The sequence below is a fragment of the Serratia sp. szju genome (genome assembly GCF_044594185.1).
GTDB lineage: Bacteria > Pseudomonadota > Gammaproteobacteria > Enterobacterales > Enterobacteriaceae > Serratia > Serratia bockelmannii.
This window is the reverse complement of the sequence record NZ_CP172576.1, coordinates 1757565-1775852: the sequence shown is the minus strand read 5'-3', so window position 1 is coordinate 1775852 and position 18288 is coordinate 1757565. Positions and strand designations below refer to the sequence as shown.

The following is an 18288-nucleotide window of genomic DNA, read 5'->3' as shown; positions in this document are numbered from 1 at the left end:
CCGTTGCTTCACAGAAAGGAACGCCCTATGCAATTCGCTCACGCCGGGACGCCCGCGCGTAAAAAATCGAAGTGGTGGCAAAGCGACGCGCTGAAATGGCTGGTGGTCGGCCTGTTCAGCCTGGTGACCTGCTACCTGATTGTGTTGATGTATGCACAGGGTGAATACCTGTTCGCCATCCTGACGCTGATCCTGGTCAGCGCCGGGCTTTACGTCTTCGCCAACCGCCGCGCCTACGCCTGGCGCTATGTGTATCCCGGCGTCGCCGGCATGGGGCTGTTCGTCCTGTTCCCGCTGATTTGCACCATCGCCATCGCTTTCACCAACTACAGCAGCACCAACCAGCTGACTTTTGAACGCGCGCAATCGGTGCTGATGCAGCGCCAGTTCCAGAGCGGCCAAACCTTTACCTTTGGCCTCTACCCGGCGGAAAACCAGCAGTGGCGCCTGCAGCTGACGCCACCGGACAGTGAACAGCCGCTGATCTCCGAGCCTTTCCGCCTCGACGCCGCCGCGCCGCAAACCCTGAAACTGACGGCGCAGAACGCCGCGCCGCAGGGCGAACGCGCCACGCTGCGGGTGATTACCCAGAACCGGCAGGCGCTGAGCCAGCTGGTGGCGCAACTGCCCGACGGCGGGGAATTGCGCATGAGCTCCCTGCGCCAGTTCTCCGGCACCCGCCCGCTGTATGCGCTGGACAAAGACGGCAGCACGCTGACCAACAACCAGACCCAGGTACGCTACCGGCCAAACGGCGACACCGGCTTCTATCAGGCGATCAACGCCGACGGCGGCTGGGCGCAGGAAACCCTGAGCCCGGGTTATACCGTCACCACCGGCTGGAAAAACTTCCTGCGGGTGCTGCAGGACGAGGGCATTAAGAAACCGTTCGTGTCGATCTTCATCTGGACCATCGTGTTCTCGGTGATGACGGTGATCCTCACCGTGGCGGTCGGCATGGTGCTGGCCTGCGTGGTGCAGTGGGAGGCGCTGAAAGGCAAGGCGATCTACCGCGTGCTGCTGATCCTGCCCTATGCGGTGCCGTCATTCATCTCGATCCTGATCTTCAAAGGCTTGTTCAACCAGAGCTTCGGCGAGATCAACATGATGCTCAGCCATCTGTTCGGCATCAAACCGGCCTGGTTCAGCGATCCGCTCACCGCCAAGAGCATGATCCTGATCGTCAACACCTGGCTCGGCTACCCCTACATGATGATCCTGTGCATGGGGCTGCTGAAGGCGATCCCGGACGATCTGTACGAAGCCTCGGCGATGGACGGCGCCAACCCGTGGCAAAACTTCTTCCGCATCACCTTACCGCTGCTGATCAAGCCGCTGACGCCGCTGATGATCGCCAGCTTCGCCTTCAACTTTAACAACTTCGTGCTGATCCAACTGCTGACCAACGGCGGCCCGGACATGATCGGCACCACCACGCCGGCCGGCTATACCGATCTGCTGGTCAGCTACACCTACCGCATCGCCTTCGAAGGCGGCGGCGGGCAAGACTTCGGGCTGGCGGCCGCCATCGCCACGCTGATCTTCCTGTTGGTGGGCGCGCTGGCAATCCTGAATTTAAAAGCCAGCAAGATGAACTTCGATTAGGGAGAATAACGATGGCCATGGTTCAACCCAAATCCCAGCGCCTGCGCCTGTGGATCACCCATATATTGATGCTGTGCTTTATCGCCCTGATCATGTTCCCGCTGCTGATGGTGGTCGCCATCTCGCTGCGCGCCGGCAACTTCGCCACCGGCAGCCTGATACCGGAAACCCTCTCCTGGGATCACTGGCGGCTGGCGCTCGGCTTCAGCGTCACCCACGCCGACGGCAGCGTGACGCCGCCGCCGTTCCCGGTGCTGCTGTGGCTGTGGAACTCCATCAAGATCGCGGCGATCACCGCCATCGGTGTCGTGACGCTATCCACCACCTGCGCCTACGCCTTCGCCCGCATGCGTTTTCGCGGCAAGAGCACGTTGCTGAAAAGCATGCTGATCTTCCAGATGTTCCCGGCAGTGTTGTCGCTGGTGGCGCTGTACGCCCTGTTCGATCGCCTGGGCCAGTACATTCCGTTTATCGGCCTGAACACCCACGGCGGCGTGATCTTCGCCTACATGGGCGGCATCGCGCTGCACGTCTGGACCATCAAGGGCTATTTCGAAACCATCGACAACTCGCTGGAAGAAGCGGCAGCGCTGGACGGCGCCACGCCGTGGCAGGCATTCCGTCTGGTGCTGCTGCCGCTGTCGGTACCGATTTTGGCGGTGGTATTCATTCTGTCGTTTATCGCCGCCATCACCGAAGTGCCGGTCGCGTCGCTGCTGCTGCGCGATGTGAACAGCTACACGCTGGCGGTGGGGATGCAGCAATATCTCAACCCGCAGAACTACCTGTGGGGCGACTTCGCCGCCGCCGCGGTGCTGTCAGCGATACCGATTACCGCCGTGTTCCTGCTGGCGCAGCGTTGGCTGGTGGGCGGCCTGACGGCCGGCGGCGTGAAGGGGTAATTTGTGCCACTGCAGTGCGTTTGATGTTTTTCCTTATCTTTTACCCTATGGATTTCAAGTTACAGCTAGGCGACCAGCTCGCTAAGCCCAGGCGCTTACTTCAGTAAGTAACTGGGGTTAGCGAGTGCAGTCAACAACGCTGTCGCTTGAAAGACGACGGGTAATTATATCCTGTGTCTTTGGCGGCCTTTGGCCGCCATTTTTATCGCTACTCCCGTTTCAGCCGGTCGGTATTGGCCAGATAGAGCGTCACCACCAGCACCAATATCGCCGCGGCGTAGATCAAGGTATCGATGGGGTTTTTGTGGTCCACGATAATCAAACGAATAATCGCGGTAATGCCAATGTAAATAAAATAGCGCAACGGGAAATGATAACCCGACTCAAAATACTTGACGATCAAGGCGATAAATTCAAAGTACAGGAAATAAATCACGATACCTTCAATCAACAGGTAAGAAGACGACTCTTCGCTGTTGATAAATAACACCTTCGCCAGATGGATGGTTTCCTTGACCAGAAACACCACCAGAATTGCCGCCAGCAGCAACAAGCCCACGTTCAGCACTCGCTGCAGTCCTTTCGCTATCATTATCGAACGCGACGTTTTTGCCATAAAACCTCTCTCTGAATGCCGCTTATATGATTCAACTGTGCCAATATAGGCATTGTCTTAAAAATTATGCCCCGCGCGAAAGCACTTTAAACCCCATTTAATTCATAAAGTTATAATAAGATGTTTCTGGCTTATAGATTTGTAGCAAATCGAAATGTCAACTATCATGGGTCACAGAGATCTTTACATAAAACCAATAACCTCGAATTAACAAGGGAATTCTTTATGCGCGCTAAACTTAACGGACTGGTCGCTGCGGGCCTGTTTACCTGTGCATTGTCCGGCCACGCCGCCGGCCTGGTAGCCCCTGACAACGATCTGCGTAACGATCTCGCCTGGTTGTCTGACCGCGGCGTTATCAACGTCAGCCTGTCCACCTGGCCGCTGAGTCAAGAAGAGATCAGTTCCGTTATCGCGCAGGCCAAGCCGGTGACCAACACCGAGAAAAACGTCATTGACCGCGTACAACGTCGTGTCGATGCCCTGAAAGCCAACATCCGCGTCAGCGGTTACGCGTCGACCGATAAACCCGGCACCCCGCAGGGCTTCGGCCAAAACGAGTACGCCGACGATCGCCTGACCATCGGCGCCGGCGCCAACGGCGAGTTCTGGGACGTGCGTCTGCAGGGCTCGGTGGAAGGCGATCAGCGCGTCAGCGACGGTTCCAAATTCAATATGAACGGCTCCTACGGCGCGGTGAAAATCTGGAATCAGTGGCTCTCCTTCGGCGAGGTTTCCCAGTGGTGGGGACCGGGCTACGACGGCAGCCTGATCCGCTCCGACGCCGCGCGCCCGGTGGCCGGCTTTATGCTGCAGCGCGCCGACCAATCACCGTTTGAAACCCCGTGGCTGTCGTGGATCGGCCGCTGGCAATATCAATTGTCCGCCGGCCAGCTGTCGCAGTACAGTTCTGTCCCACATACCAAATTGTTTGGCGGCCGTTTCACTATGATGCCTACCGACTTTCTGGAGTTGGGCGCTTCACGCGTCATGATGTGGGGTGGTGAAGGCCGCCCTCACTCCTGGAGTTCCTTCTGGGATGGCGTAACTGGCAACGATAACACCGGCGATCCGAAAAACGATCCGGGCAACCAACTGGGCGGATTTGACTTCAAACTCAAGCTGCAGCCGCTCATCGGTCTGCCGGTCAGCCTGTATGGCCAAATCACCGGCGAAGATGAAGCCGGTATGCTGCCTTCGCATAATGCCTATCTGTTGGGCCTGGAAGGGCACCCAGAGTGGGGTCCAACGACCATCAACTGGTATATCGAAGGGTCGGATACACGCTCCGATGGCCACGACAATAATGTGATGTATTACCACTACGTCTACAAGGGCGGTTACTACCAGCAAGGTTATCCGCTGGGTCATGCGATGGGCGGAGACGGCCAAATGCTGTCCGGTCGCGTGGAAATGGTGCTGGACGATGGCCAACGTTGGAGTACCCGACTGGTGTACGCCAAAGTGAACCCGAACAACCAAACTATCAACCGGGCGTTCCCGCGTTCCGATACGCTGAAAGGCATTCAGCTCGGCTGGGGTTACAGCTTCGATTCTCAGGTTAAGTTTGATACCAGCCTGTGGTACACCGACAACGATCACAGCACCGCCGATGACGTGGGCGCGGGCGTCAGCTTCGAAGTGCCAATCAATCTGTAACTTTCGCAGACGTAAAAAAACCCGCCGCGGCGGGTTTTTTATTGGCTTCAGCTCAGGCGCTTAGCGCCATTCCTTGAAGCGGTTGATCAGCGCATTGGTCGAGCTGTCGTGACTGCTGATTTTCTCGCTGCCCGCCAGCTCCGGCAGGATGCGGTTAGCCAGCTGTTTGCCCAGCTCCACGCCCCACTGATCGAAGGTGAAGATGTTCAGGATCGCGCCCTGAGTAAAGATCTTGTGCTCGTACAGCGCGATCAGGCTACCCAGGCTGAACGGGGTGATTTCACGCAGCAGGATCGAGTTGGTCGGACGGTTGCCTTCAAACACTTTGAACGGCGCCACGTGTTTAACCTGCTCAGGGGTTTTACCCTGCGCCGCGAACTCCGCCTCCACCACTTCCAGCGACTTGCCGAACGCCAGGGCTTCGGTCTGCGCGAAGAAGTTGGACAGCAGTTTGGCGTGGTGATCGCCCAGCGGGTTATGGCTGATGGCCGGCGCGATGAAATCGCACGGCACCAGCTTGGTGCCCTGGTGGATCAACTGGTAGAACGCATGCTGGCCGTTGGTGCCCGGCTCGCCCCAGATGATAGGGCCGGTCTGGTAATCCACCGGATTGCCGTTGCGGTCGACGTACTTGCCGTTGGATTCCATGTTGCCCTGCTGGAAGTAAGCGGCAAAACGGTGCATGTACTGATCGTACGGCAGAATGGCTTCGGTTTCGGCGCCGAAGAAGTTGTTGTACCAGATACCGATCAGCGCCAACAGCACCGGCAGGTTTTTCTCCGCCGGCGTTTCGGCGAAGTGCTTGTCCATGGCGTGCGCGCCGCTCAGCAGCTGCTCGAAGTTGTCGTAACCGATGGACAGCGCAATCGACAGACCGATCGCCGACCACAGGGAGTAACGGCCCCCTACCCAGTCCCAGAACTCGAACATGTTGTCGGTATCGATGCCGAACTCGGCCACCGCTTTGCCGTTGGTGGACAACGCAGCGAAGTGCTTGGCCACGTGCTGTTGATCGGCGGCGCTGCTCAGGAACCAGTCGCGCGCGCTGTGGGCGTTGGTCATGGTTTCCTGAGTAGTGAAGGTTTTGGAAGCCACCAGGAACAGCGTAGTTTCCGGATTCAGCGGCTGCAGCGTTTCGGCGATGTGGGTACCGTCAACGTTGGAGACGAAGTGCATGTTCAGGTGGTTTTTATACGGGCGTAGCGCTTCGGTCACCATGTAAGGGCCGAGATCCGAACCGCCGATGCCGATGTTCACCACGTCGGTAATCGGCTTGCCGGTGTAGCCTTTCCACTCGCCGCCGATGACGCGCGCGCAGAACTGTTTGATCTTGGCCAGCACCGCGTTCACTTCCGGCATCACGTCTTTGCCGTCGACCAGGATCGGGCTGTTGCTGCGATTGCGCAGGGCAATATGCAGCACCGCGCGATCTTCGGTGCGGTTGATCTTCTCACCGGCGAACATCGATTTGATGGCGCCTTGCAGATCGGTTTCTTTCGCCAACGCCTGCAGCTTCTCCAGGGTTTCCTGCGTGATGCGGTTCTTGGAATAGTCCACCAACATTTGATCGTTGAAGGTCGCGGAGAACCTGGAGAAACGATCGCTGTCCTCGGCGAACAGGTCGGCGATCCGTACGTCTTTCATCTGTGCATAATGTTGCTGCAGGGCTTGCCAAGCAGCGGTTTGACTAGGATTGATATTTTTCATAGCAACACTCTTAGGCTTGAGAATAAAAATGACGCGTTTGTCCGATTGTAGCCTGTTCGACTGTGATTATGATCGCTTTTCTTGCGATAGGCGCTAACTGTCAACGCATTGCCGCCTCGTTTCAGCTTTCACTCTATACTTTTGGCTAACGGCCTGTTATCGGGGTTGCCGAATTGTCATCAGGCTGTGTCATCGTTACTTATTTCGTCATTTGAAAGGGATCTCGCTTATGGAATTATCCGCCCCACTTATGTTGGTGCTTATCGGCCTGGCGTCGCTGCTGGCGCAGTGGCTGGCCTGGCTGCTGCGTCTGCCGGCCATTTTGCCGCTGCTGCTGTTCGGCATCGTGCTCGGCCCGACGGTGCATCTGGTGCAGCCGGATCTGCTGTTCGGCGATCTGCTGTTTCCACTGGTGTCGCTGTCGGTGGCGATCATCCTGTTCGAGGGGGCGCTGACGCTGCGCTTCGAGGAGATACGCGGCCTCGGCGGCGTGGTGCGTAATCTGGTCACCGTCGGCATGCTGGTCACCTTTCTGGTCATCAGCCTCGCCAGCTGGTGGTTGCTGGATTTCCCGCCGGAGCTGGCGGCGCTGATCGGCGCGGTGACGGTGGTGACCGGGCCGACGGTGATCGCTCCGCTGATGCGCGTGGTGCGACCGAACGCCAACATTAACCAGGTGTTGCGCTGGGAAGGGATCGTCATCGATCCGGTTGGCGCCATCTTCACCCTGCTGGTGTTCGAGTTCATCGTACTGAAGCAGAATGCGGAGTCCTATACCCACCTGTTTTGGACGCTGGGCGTGACTGCCGCCGTCGGCCTTATCGCCGGCGCGCTGTTCGGCTACCTGCTCGGCCTGGCGCTGCGCCGCGTCTGGCTGCCACGCTACCTGCAGAACCTGGCGGTGCTGGCGATCATGCTGACCGCCTTCGGCGTTTCCAACGCCATCGCCGACGAATCCGGCCTGTTGACCGTCACGGTGATGGGCATCTGGCTGGCCAACATGCGCGACGTCGATACCAGCGATATTCTGGCGTTCAAAGAAGAACTGTCGGCGATCCTGATCTCGGCGCTGTTCATCATTCTGGCGGCGCGGCTCGACATCCAGGCGCTGTGGAACATGGGCTGGCCGCTGCTGCTGCTGCTGCTGGCGGTGCAGTTTATCGCCCGGCCGCTGTGCATCGCGGTCTCGACCTGGCGCTCTTCCCTGCATTGGCGCGATCGGCTGCTGCTGTGCTGGATCGCCCCGCGCGGCATCGTGGCCGCGGCGGTCAGCTCGCTGTTCGCGTTGACGCTGCAGCGCAGCGGCTATCAGGGCGCCGACCGGCTGGTGACCGTGGTGTTCGCCATCATCATCGGTACCGTGGTGTTGCAAAGCCTGACCAGCGGCATGATGGCGCGCTGGCTGCGGGTGCAGCAGCAAAAGCCGCGCGGCGTACTGATCGTCGGCGCCAACAGCGTGGCGCGCATGCTGGCGCAGGCGCTGATCAAGCTGAACGTGCCGGTGATCGTCACCGACAGCAGTTGGGAATACTACCGTCAGGCGCGTATGGACGGCATTCCGGCCTACTATGGCCACGCCTACTCCGAACACGCCGAGAACTACCTCGATCTGAGCAATATCGCCCAGGTGTTGGCGCTGTCGCCCAATCGCCACCAGAACGCGCTGGCGGTCTACCACTTCGGCCATCTCTTCGGCGAGGATCACGTGTTTGCCATCCGTTCGGGGGCGCCGCTGAAAGGGCGCGGTGCCAGCGCGGAAAGTTCGCGTTTCCGCCGGCATGAAATTTTATTTAATCAGGAAGCCACCTACGGCCGCCTGAGCAGCCTGCTCGCCAGGGGGGCCACCATCAAAGCAACCAAATTGAATGAAAATTTCGGTTGGCTGGAGTATTTGGAGAAACATCAGGGTGTTATCCCGTTATTCAGCCAAAAGGAGGACGGTTCTCTGCACCCGATTGGCGCCGGTTCCACGCCCACGATGCCCTGTACGCTTATCGCGCTGGTACAAGATGAAAATCCCTCACCGTCTGTACGTTGACAGAATGGCGATAACCGGCTATTCCTAACAGCCTACTTGCGCACCCGGTGCGCAAGCCAGAAGAGGCGCGTCGCCCAGGTAGAGTGTCAGAGGAGCCGTTTCTCCGTTGACGGCACCCGAGGGGGAGCGACGCCGAGGTACGATAATGGCCGGCCATTATCGTATCGACTACAGGGGCTGAATCCCCTGGGTTGTCACCAGGGGATCGCCACAGGGCGATCGACAAGGTGGGGCGCTTCTGGGTGTATCGTAGCCTGACCTCTACGCCTGCCCCCTGTTTACCGCTCTCCCCTTGTGCCAAGGCTATGGAATTACAGTGCCCCCAAACGGGCATCCCTGACACGAGGTTTCTACATGAACCAAGCAGTACCCCAGAATTCCACCGTGGTAGCCAAGTTCGGCGGCACCAGCGTCGCCGACTTTGAAGCCATGAACCGCAGCGCCGACGTCGTGCTGGCCAACCCGCAGGTCCGCCTGGTGGTGTTGTCCGCCTCGGCGGGTGTCACCAACCTGTTGGTCGCCCTGGCCGAAGGCTGCGAGGCCGACAAGCGCAACTACCAGCTTGATGAAATTCGTCGCATCCAGTACGCCATCCTCGATCGCCTCGCGGCGCCTGCGGTGATCCGCGACGAGATAGACCGCCTGCTGGAAAACATCGCCATGCTGTCGGAGGCCGCGTCGCTGGCCACCTCGACGGCGTTGACCGACGAGCTGGTCAGCCATGGGGAGCTGATGTCCACCCTGCTGTTCGTGGAAATCCTGCGCGCCCGCAACGTGCAGGCCGAATGGTTCGACGTGCGTAAAGTGATGCGCACCGACGATCACTTTGGCCGCGCCGTGCCGGACAGCGCCGCGCTCAGCGAACTGGCCCGGACGCAGTTGCAGCCGCGCCTGCAGGAAGCGCTGGTGGTCACCCAGGGCTTTATCGGCAGCGAGCCGAAAGGCCGCACTACCACGCTCGGCCGCGGCGGCAGCGACTATACCGCCGCGCTGCTCGGCGAGGCGCTCGGCGCTGGCCGGGTAGATATCTGGACCGACGTGCCGGGCATCTACACCACCGATCCGCGGGTGGTGCCGGCGGCCAAGCGCATCGACAAAATCGGTTTCGAAGAGGCGGCGGAAATGGCCACCTTCGGCGCCAAAGTGCTGCATCCGGCCACCCTGCTGCCGGCGGTGCGCAGCGACATTCCGGTGTTCGTCGGCTCCAGCAAGGATCCGGCGGCCGGCGGCACGCTGGTGTGCAACACCACCGAGAATCCGCCGCTGTTCCGCGCACTGGCGCTGCGCCGCAAGCAAACGCTGCTGACGCTGCACAGCCTGAACATGTTGCACGCGCGCGGTTTCCTGGCCGAGGTGTTCAACATCCTGGCGCGCCATAATGTCTCCGTCGATCTTATCACCACTTCGGAAGTCAGCATCGCGCTGACCATGGATACCACCGGCGCCACCTCCGTCGGCGGCAGCCTGCTGACCACCTCACTGCTGACCGAACTGTCGTCGCTGTGCCGGGTGGAAGTGGAAGAAAACCTGGCGCTGGTGGCGATCATCGGTAACCAGCTGTCGCGCGCCTGCGGCGTGGGCAAAGAGGTGTTCGGCGTGCTCGATCCGTTCAATATCCGCCTGATCTGCTACGGTGCCAGCAGCTATAACCTGTGCTTCCTGGTGCCGGGCGAAGAAGCCGAACAGGTGGTGCGTACCCTGCATCACAACCTGTTCGAATAAGTCATTATCCCTGATTGCGGGCGCAGCATGCTGCGCCCCTGCGTCTAAAAAATCCGTTCAAAACCTGCAGGGGTTCAGCCTGTTGAACCCGCAAAAAACACAACCACACCCATCGTTCTCAATCTGGCTAAGGAAAACCTGCATGTTGGCTCTACTCACGCGTTTATTCCCCCTGTGGGCGATACTGCTGTCCGTCGCCGCCTATTACACGCCGACCACCTTTACCGGCATCGGCCCCTACGTCAGCCCGCTGCTGATGCTGATCATGTTCGCCATGGGCGTCACGCTGCGACTGGACGACTTCAAACGCGTGCTGGCGCGCCCCGGCCCGGTGGCGGCCGGCATCTTCCTGCACTATCTGATCATGCCGCTGGCGGCCTGGATCCTGGCGATGCTGTTTCGCATGCCGCCGGATCTGTCCGCCGGCATGGTGCTGGTGGGCAGCGTGGCCAGCGGCACCGCCTCCAACGTGATGATCTATCTGGCCAAGGGCGACGTGGCGCTGTCGGTGACCATCTCGGCGGTCTCAACGCTGGTGGGGGTGTTCGCCACGCCGCTGCTGACCCGCCTGTACGTCGACGCCGAGATCAGCGTCGATATCATGGGCATGCTGTTGAGCATTCTGCAGATCGTGGTGATCCCGATCGGCCTGGGCCTGATCGTCCACCATACCCTGACCAAAACGGTAAAGCGCATCGAGCCGCTGCTGCCGGCGCTGTCGATGGTGTGCATTCTGGCCATCATCAGCGCGGTGGTGGCGGGCAGCCAAAGCCATATCGCCTCGGTCGGTCTGGTGGTGATCGTCGCGGTGATCCTGCACAACGGCATCGGCCTGCTGAGCGGCTACTGGGGCGGCAAATTGTTCGGCTTCGACGAGTCCACCTGCCGCACGCTGGCGATCGAAGTCGGGATGCAGAACTCCGGGCTGGCAGCCACGTTGGGCAAAATCTATTTCTCGCCGCTGGCCGCGCTGCCGGGCGCGCTGTTCTCGGTCTGGCACAACCTCTCCGGTTCGCTGCTGGCAGGGTATTGGTCCGGCCGCCCTATCAAGAAAAAATAAACCGCCTGTCGGGACGCAAACAATTGCGTCCCGTTTCTTCCCTGCGAAATTTCGTATTTCCCACTGGTCGGATTGTCATAATTTCCCTCATCCCCTATCATCCGTGAAAAATAAAAATTCAGATTCTTCCTATCCATGCCGATAATGTTGGCAAGAGGAAGAGACGTTCTACTTTTTTTAATTAATTAAGTCACCAGGGTTGCCCGCCATAAAAGAAGCAGCCTAATTATTATTTAGATATATACCCACCGTCTTATTTGCTGCGGCAAATCAAGATACCTCGCAATGTGCATGTCGCTCATTATTTCGGGCCGGCCCTCGGCCGCCCGTGGTTAACCTCATGGATTGGGCTGGCTGCCCCGGCGGCCTCTCATAATGGATTACAATGATAAAAAAAATCACCGCCTTGACGCTGTTGGTCAGCACGGCCCTTTCCGCCGAAACCCTGCCGGATGCCCACATGATGCGGGATATGTCGATGGGCGAGTCGCGCCGCGCGCTGCAAGACAGCACGCGTGAAGTCAACCAGTTGATTGAGCAACGCCGTTACCAGCAGCTGAAGCAGCAGCGCCTGCTGGCGGAGCCGGAGCCGGCCGCGCCCGCCCTGCCGCAGTCCGCGCAGTGCCTGCCGATCGCCGGCGTTTATCTGCAGGGCGTCACCCTGCTCTCGCCGAGCGATTTATCCGCCCTGAGCGCGTTGCCGGAACAGTGCATCAGCAGCAACGATATCAATCGCCTGACCCGTGAATTAACGCGTCTTTATGTGCAAAAGGGCTATATCACCGCGCGCGTGCAAATTGTTCGCCCTAATTCACAAGGAGAATTGGGGTTAAGCGTCACCGAAGGATTTATCGAGAAAATAGAAGGCGGCGATCGCTGGGTCAACAGCCGTTTATTATTTCCGGGGCTGGAAGGCAAGCCGTTGAAATTAACCGATCTCGACCAGGGATTGGATCAGGCTAACCGTTTGCAATCGAATACCACCAAGCTGGATATATTACCCGGCCATCAGGTTGGCGGTTCGGTCATTCGTTTGCGCAATCAGCATGCCAAGCCCTGGCTGATTACCGCCGGCACGGATAATTACGGCCAAAAAAGCACCGGCCAGTGGCTGGCACGTGCCACCGCCACGCTGGACAGCCCGTTCGGCCTGTCGGACTTCGTCAGCCTGAACGCCAACAGCACGCTGGAAAACCCGGCCCACCGCTATAATCGCGCCTATACCCTGCTCTATTCGCTGCCGTACGGCGCGTTCACCTTCAGCGGGTTCGCCAGCTTCTCGTCCTATGAGAACCACCAGCAGCTGCCGCACAACGTGGTCAAACTGCACGGCCAGACCCAACAGTACGGTCTGCGCAGCGACTACGTGTTTTACCGCGATCACGATCAGATAGACAGCCTGAGCGGACAGCTGACCTACAAGCGCATCGATAACTACTTCGAAAGCGTGCGCCTCGAGGTCAGCAGCCCCACGCTGACCCTGGCCGAGCTGAGCGCCAGCCACCTGCAGATTCTGCCCAACGGGGTGTTCAGCGCCAACCTCAGCGTCGAACAGGGCCTGCCATGGCTGGGCGCCGATCGCCACCCGAGCTCGGTGCACCTCGACAGCCAGTTCACCAAAGGCAAGCTGTTCGCCAACCTCAGCCAGCGTCTCAAGCTGGGTGACGCCACCTATCAGCTCAACAACCTGTTCTATGGCCAGTACAGCCGCGACCCGCTGCCCGGCGTGGAGTGGCTGAGCCTCACCGATCGCAGCGCCGTACGCGGCTTCAGCCGCAGTACCCAGTCCGGCGACAACGGCTGGTATCTGCAGAATACGCTGTCGCGCAGCTTCAATTTAGGCGCCGCCACGCTGACGCCGCGCCTTGGCGCCGACGTCGGCCGCATTTTGCCGCGTCAGGATAACTCGGGCTGGCGCAGCAGCGCCGGGCTGAGCAGCGGCGCCACGTTACGCTACCGCCAGGCGCTGGTCGATCTGGAGGTCAGCCGCGGCTGGATCTTGTCGAACCACGCCACGCCCGAGGATCCCGTTCAGGTGCTGGCGCGCTTTTCTTACACCTTTTAATCAGCAGTTTTGCAGGACCCCACGGCAATATACGGAGATACATGGATGAAAAATAATAACTTCAGACTTTCGGCGGCAGGCAAACTGGCCGCCGCGCTGGCGATAATTCTCGCCGCTTCCACCGGCGCCTACGCCGGAGAGATCGTCGCGGCCAACGGCGCCAACGGCCCCGGCGTTTCCACCGCCGCCACCGGCGCCCAGGTGGTCGACATCGTCGCGCCGAACGGCAGCGGACTGTCGCATAACCAATACCAGGACTTCAACGTCAACCAACCCGGCGCGGTGCTGAACAACTCCCGCGAGGCGGGGCTGTCGCAGCTGGCCGGGCAACTGGGTGCCAACCCGAATCTGGGCGGACGCGAAGCCAGTGTGATCCTTAATGAAGTGATCGGCCGCAACCCGTCGCTGCTGCACGGCCAGCAAGAGATCTTCGGCATGGCGGCCGACTACGTGCTGGCCAACCCGAACGGCATCAGCTGCCAGGGCTGCGGGTTCATCAACACCAGCCGCTCCTCGCTGGTGGTCGGCAACCCGCTGGTGGAAAACGGCCTGTTGCAGGGCTACAGCACCCTGGGCAACCGCAATACCCTGAGCCTCAACGGCACCCTGAACGCCAGCGGCGTGCTGGATCTGATCGCACCGAAGATAGACAGCCGCGGCAACGTCATCGTACAAGACTTCACCCACCGCAACGGCAAAGTGACGCCGGCGGCGATCAACGCCATCAGCGGCCTTAACCGCGTGGCGCGCGACGGCAAGGTGCTGGCCAGCGAACAGCCGACGACCGCGCTGGACAGCTACTACCTCGGCAGCATGCAGGCCGGGCGCATCAACATCATCAACACCGCGCAAGGCAGCGGCGTGAAGCTGGCCGGCACGCTGGCTGCCGGCGACGAACTCAAGGTGAAAGCCTACGATATTCGCAGCGAAAGCCGCATTGAAGATGCCAGCAGCAACAAAAACGGCGGCGATAACTATCAAAATTACCGTGGCGGCATCTACGTCAACGATCGCAGCAGCAGCCAGAAGCTGACCCGCACCGAGCTGAAAGGCAAGAACATCAGCCTGGTGGCGGATAACCACGCGCACCTCACCGCCACCGATATTCGCGGCGAAGACATCACCCTGCAGGGCGGCAAGCTGACGCTCGACGGCCAGCAGTTGAAGCAAACTCAAGGTCACACCGACGACCGCTGGTTCTATTCCTGGCAATACGACGTCACCCGCGAACGCGAGCAACTGCAGCAGGCGGGCAGCACCGTCGCCGCCAGCGGCAACGCCAAACTCGTCAGTACTCGGGAAGACGTGAACCTGTTGGGCGCCAGCGTCAGCGCCGACCGGGCGTTGAGCGTCAAAGCGGCTCGCGATGTGCACCTCGCCGGGCTGGTGGAGAAAGATAAGTCCAGCGAACGCGGCTATCAGCGCAACCACACCTCCAGCCTGCGCACCGGCAGTTGGAGCAGCAGCGACGAAAGCGAAAGCCTGAAGGCCAGTGAACTGCGCAGCCAGGGCGAACTGGCGGTGAAAGCCGGCCGCAATGTCTCGACTCGGGGTGCCAAGGTCCACGCCCAGCGCGATCTGACGATCGACGCAGATAACCAAATCCAGGTCGGGGTGCAGAAAACCGCCAACGCCAAAGCGGTGCGCGATGACAAAACCTCCTGGGGCGGCATCGGCGGCGGCGACAACAAGAACAACAGCAATCGCCGCGAAGTTAGCCACGCTTCCGAATTGACCAGCGGCGGCACCCTGCGCCTGAACGGTCAGCAAGGCGTCACCATTACCGGCAGCAAGGCGCGCGGCCAGAAAGGCGGCGAAGTCACCGCCACCCACGGCGGCCTGCGCATCGACAACGCGCTGAGCACCACCGTGGACAAAATCGACGCGCGTACCGGCACCGCCTTCAACATCACCAGCAGTTCGCACAAGGCCGATAACAGTTATCAGAGCAGCACCGCCAGCGAGCTGAAGTCCGACACCAACCTGAAGCTGGTCAGCCGTAAGGACACCGACGTGATCGGCAGCCAGGTCGCCAGCGGCGGCGAGCTGAGCGTCACGTCGCAGACCGGCAATATCAACGTCAAGGCTGCCGAGCAGCAGCAGAACATCGACGAGCAGAAAACCGCGCTCACCGTCAACGGCTACGCCAAAGAAGCCGGCGACAAGCAATACCGCGCCGGTTTACGCATCGAACACACCCGCAACAGCGAGAAAACCACCCGCACCGAGAACCGCGGCGCCACCCTCAGCGGCGGCAGCGTGAAGCTCGACGCGGATAAGGACGTGACCTTCAGCGGATCCAAATTGGTCGCCGACAAAGGCGACGCCAGCGTCAGCGGCAATAAGGTTTCGTTCCTGGCGGCCGACGACAAAACCACCTCGAATACCGAGCAGACCAAGGTCGGCGGCGGTTTCTACTACACCGGCGGCATCGACAAGCTCGGCAGCGGCGTGGAGGCCGGCTACGAGAACAGCAAAACACAGGCGCAGAGCAGCAAGGCCGTCACCTCCGGCAGCGACGTCAAAGGCAACCTGACTGTCAACGCCCGTGACAAGCTGACCCAGCAAGGTGCGCAGCACAGCGTCGGCGGCACCTATCAAGAAAACGCCGCGGACGTCGATCACCTGGCCGCTGCCGACACCACCAGCAGCAACACCACCAAAACCGACGTCGGCGTGAACATCGGTGCCAACGTCGATTACAGCGCCGTGACCCGTCCGGTCGAGCGTGCGGTCGGCAAGGCGGCCAAGCTGGACGCCACGGGCGTCATCAACGACATCGGTGGCATCGGCGCGCCTAACGTCGGCCTGGATATCGGCGCACAGGGCGGCAGCAGCGAAAAACGCAGCAGCAGCTCGCAGGCGGTCGTCAGCTCGGTGAAAGCCGGCAGCATCGACATCAACGCCAAAGGCAAAGTGCGCGATCAGGGCACGCAATATCAAGCCAACAAAGGCGCGGTCACGCTGACGGCGGACAGCCACCGCAGCGAAGCTGCGACAAATCGTCAGGAAGAGCAGAGCCGCGATACCCGCGGCAGCGCCGGCGTGCGCGTCTACACCTCCACCGGCAGCGATCTGACCGTGGACGCCAAGGGCGAAGGCGGCACCCAGCGCAGCAACAGCAGCGCCAGCCAGGCGGTGACCGGCTCGATCGACGCGGCCAACGGCATCAACGTCAACGTGAAAAAAGACGCGGTCTATCAGGGCACCGCGCTGAACGGCGGCAGCGGTAAAACCGCCGTCAACGCCGGCGGCGATATCCGCCTTGATCAGGCCAGCGACAAGCAGAGCGAAAGCCACAGCGGCTTTAACGTCAAAGCCTCCGCCAAGGGCGGTTTCACCGCCGACAGTAAAAACTTCGGCGCCGGGTTCGGCGGCGGCACCCACAACGGCGAAAGCAGCAGCAGCACCGCGCAGGTCGGCAACGTCAGTGGCCAACAGGGCGTTGAGCTGAAGGCGGGCCGCGATCTGACGCTGCAGGGCACCAACGTCAAGAGCCAGGGCGACGTCAGCCTGAGCGCGGGTAACAAGGTCGCACTGCAGGCGGCGGAATCGACCCAAACGCGTAAGGAAAGCAAGCTGTCCGGCAATATCGATCTGGGCGCCGGCAGCAGCGACAGCAAGGAAAAAACCGGCGGCAACCTCTCCGCCGGCGGCGCCTTCGACATCGCCAAGGTGAATGAGTCCACAACCGAGCGTCAGGGCGCCACTATCGCCTCAGACGGCAAGGTCACCCTGTCCGCCAACGGCAAAGGCGATGACGCACTGCATCTGCAGGGGGCCAAAGTCAGCGGCGGCAGCGCCGCGCTCGAGGCGAAAAACGGCGGCATCCTGCTGGAGTCCGCCAAAAACGAGCAGCATAAGGACAACTGGAGCCTGGGCATCAAAGCCAACGCCAAAGGCGGCCAAACCTTCAACAAGGACGCCGGCGGCAAGGTCGACCCGAACACTGGCAAAGATACCCACACGCTGGGTGCCGGTCTGAAGGTCGGCGTGGAACAACAGGATAAAACCACCCACGCCAACACCGGCATCACCGCGGGCGACGTGGCGATCAACAGCGGCAAAGACACCCGTCTCGCCGGCGCGCGTGTCGATGCCGACAGCGTACAAGGCAAGGTGGGCGGCAATCTGCACGTTGAAAGCCGCAAAGACGTTGAGAACGCGGTGAAGGTCGATGTGGATGCCGGTCTGAGCCACAGCAACGATCCGGGCAGCAGCATCACCTCCAAGCTGTCGAAGGTCGGCACACCGCGTTACGCCGGTAAGGTGAAAGAGAAACTGGAGGCCGGAGTGAACAAAGTGGCCGACGCCACCACCGACAAGTACAACAGCGTGGCGCGTCGCCTCGATCCGCAGCAGGACACCACCGGCGCGGTCAGCTTCAGCAAGGCCGAAGGCAAAGTCACGCTGCCGGCAACGCCGACCGGCGAAAAACCGCAAGGCCCGCTGTGGGATCGCGGCGCACGCACCGTCGGCGGCGCGGTGAAAGACAGCATCACCGGGCCGGCCGGTCGCCAGGGGCACCTCAAGGTCAATGCCGACGTGGTGAACAACAACGCGGTCGGCGAGCAATCGGCGATCACCGGTAAGAACGGCGTGGCGCTGCAGGTCGGCGGCCAAACCCAACTGACCGGCGGCGAGATCCGCAGCCAGCAAGGCAAGGTGGAACTGGGCGGTAGCCAGGTCAGCCAGCAGGACGTCAACGGCCAACGCTATCAGGGCGGCGGCCGCGTCGATGCGGCGGCCACGGTTGGCGGCCTGGCCGCCGGTGCGGCGAAACAGGGCGTTGACGGCAACGTGCCGTTCGTCAGCGGCCATGCCTCAACAAAACAGGCGGATGCCAAAGCCGGCGTGTTCAGCGGCAAATAACGCGCCTTTCCTGCACAACGCCCCCGGTTAAAACCGGGGGCG

The 18288-nt window shown here is 60.7% G+C and carries 10 protein-coding genes and 1 riboswitch; of the genes, 8 read left to right on the top strand and 2 right to left on the bottom strand.

Annotation, left to right across the window (positions count from 1 at the left end; all coding sequences use genetic code 11):
* The first annotated feature begins 27 nt into the window (after nucleotides 1–27).
* Together malF and malG are read left to right on the top strand one after the other, a co-directional pair.
* Nucleotides 28–1605: a maltose ABC transporter permease MalF gene (gene malF / locus RE418_RS08405; protein ID WP_025304465.1), complete on the top strand. Its 1578-nt coding sequence runs from the start codon at nucleotides 28–30 to the stop codon at nucleotides 1603–1605.
* 11 nt (nucleotides 1606–1616) lie between these two features.
* Nucleotides 1617–2507: a maltose ABC transporter permease MalG gene (gene malG, locus RE418_RS08400; RefSeq protein ID WP_089181388.1), complete on the top strand. Its 891-nt coding sequence runs from the start codon at nucleotides 1617–1619 to the stop codon at nucleotides 2505–2507.
* A gap of 208 nt (nucleotides 2508–2715) precedes the next feature.
* On the opposite strand, the gene psiE is transcribed toward malG, so the two are convergent.
* Nucleotides 2716–3123: a phosphate-starvation-inducible protein PsiE gene (psiE, locus tag RE418_RS08395; RefSeq protein WP_015379238.1), complete on the bottom strand. Its 408-nt coding sequence runs from the start codon at nucleotides 3121–3123 to the stop codon at nucleotides 2716–2718.
* Between the two features lie 225 nt (nucleotides 3124–3348).
* Here psiE and RE418_RS08390 point away from each other — a divergent pair, with 225 nt between their 5' ends.
* Nucleotides 3349–4782 (top strand): capsule assembly Wzi family protein, encoded by a 1434-nt coding sequence (locus tag RE418_RS08390; protein ID WP_043139652.1) that lies wholly within the window; start codon nucleotides 3349–3351, stop codon nucleotides 4780–4782.
* Between the two features lie 60 nt (nucleotides 4783–4842).
* Here the strand turns inward: RE418_RS08390 and pgi are convergent, their stop codons facing one another.
* Entirely contained in the window at nucleotides 4843–6489 is a 1647-nt protein-coding gene (gene pgi / locus RE418_RS08385) for a glucose-6-phosphate isomerase (protein ID WP_004936690.1), read from the bottom strand.
* 229 nt (nucleotides 6490–6718) lie between these two features.
* Between pgi and RE418_RS08380 the strand changes: the two genes are divergently transcribed.
* The 5 genes from RE418_RS08380 to RE418_RS08360 all read left to right on the top strand — a co-directional run bounded on the left by RE418_RS08380 (nucleotide 6719) and on the right by RE418_RS08360 (nucleotide 18246).
* The gene (locus RE418_RS08380; RefSeq protein ID WP_025304469.1) at nucleotides 6719–8527 is read left to right on the top strand and encodes a sodium:proton antiporter; all 1809 of its coding nucleotides are present in this window, start codon (nucleotides 6719–6721) and stop codon (nucleotides 8525–8527) included.
* Nucleotides 8528–8579: 52 nt separating this feature from the next.
* Nucleotides 8580–8773, top strand: a riboswitch (Lysine riboswitch).
* Between the two features lie 108 nt (nucleotides 8774–8881).
* A complete protein-coding gene (lysC, locus tag RE418_RS08375) occupies nucleotides 8882–10249 on the top strand; it encodes a lysine-sensitive aspartokinase 3 (RefSeq protein WP_025304470.1) in 1368 nt (455 codons plus the stop codon).
* A 142-nt stretch (nucleotides 10250–10391) separates the two neighbouring features.
* Entirely contained in the window at nucleotides 10392–11309 is a 918-nt protein-coding gene (gene panS / locus RE418_RS08370) for a ketopantoate/pantoate/pantothenate transporter PanS (RefSeq protein WP_025304471.1), read from the top strand.
* Nucleotides 11310–11694: 385 nt separating this feature from the next.
* Nucleotides 11695–13374, top strand: coding sequence for a ShlB/FhaC/HecB family hemolysin secretion/activation protein (locus RE418_RS08365; protein WP_049296296.1), 1680 nt, complete (start codon nucleotides 11695–11697; stop codon nucleotides 13372–13374).
* A 45-nt stretch (nucleotides 13375–13419) separates the two neighbouring features.
* Nucleotides 13420–18246 (top strand): hemagglutinin repeat-containing protein, encoded by a 4827-nt coding sequence (locus tag RE418_RS08360; RefSeq protein ID WP_089181389.1) that lies wholly within the window; start codon nucleotides 13420–13422, stop codon nucleotides 18244–18246.
* Nucleotides 18247–18288 lie beyond the last annotated feature (42 nt).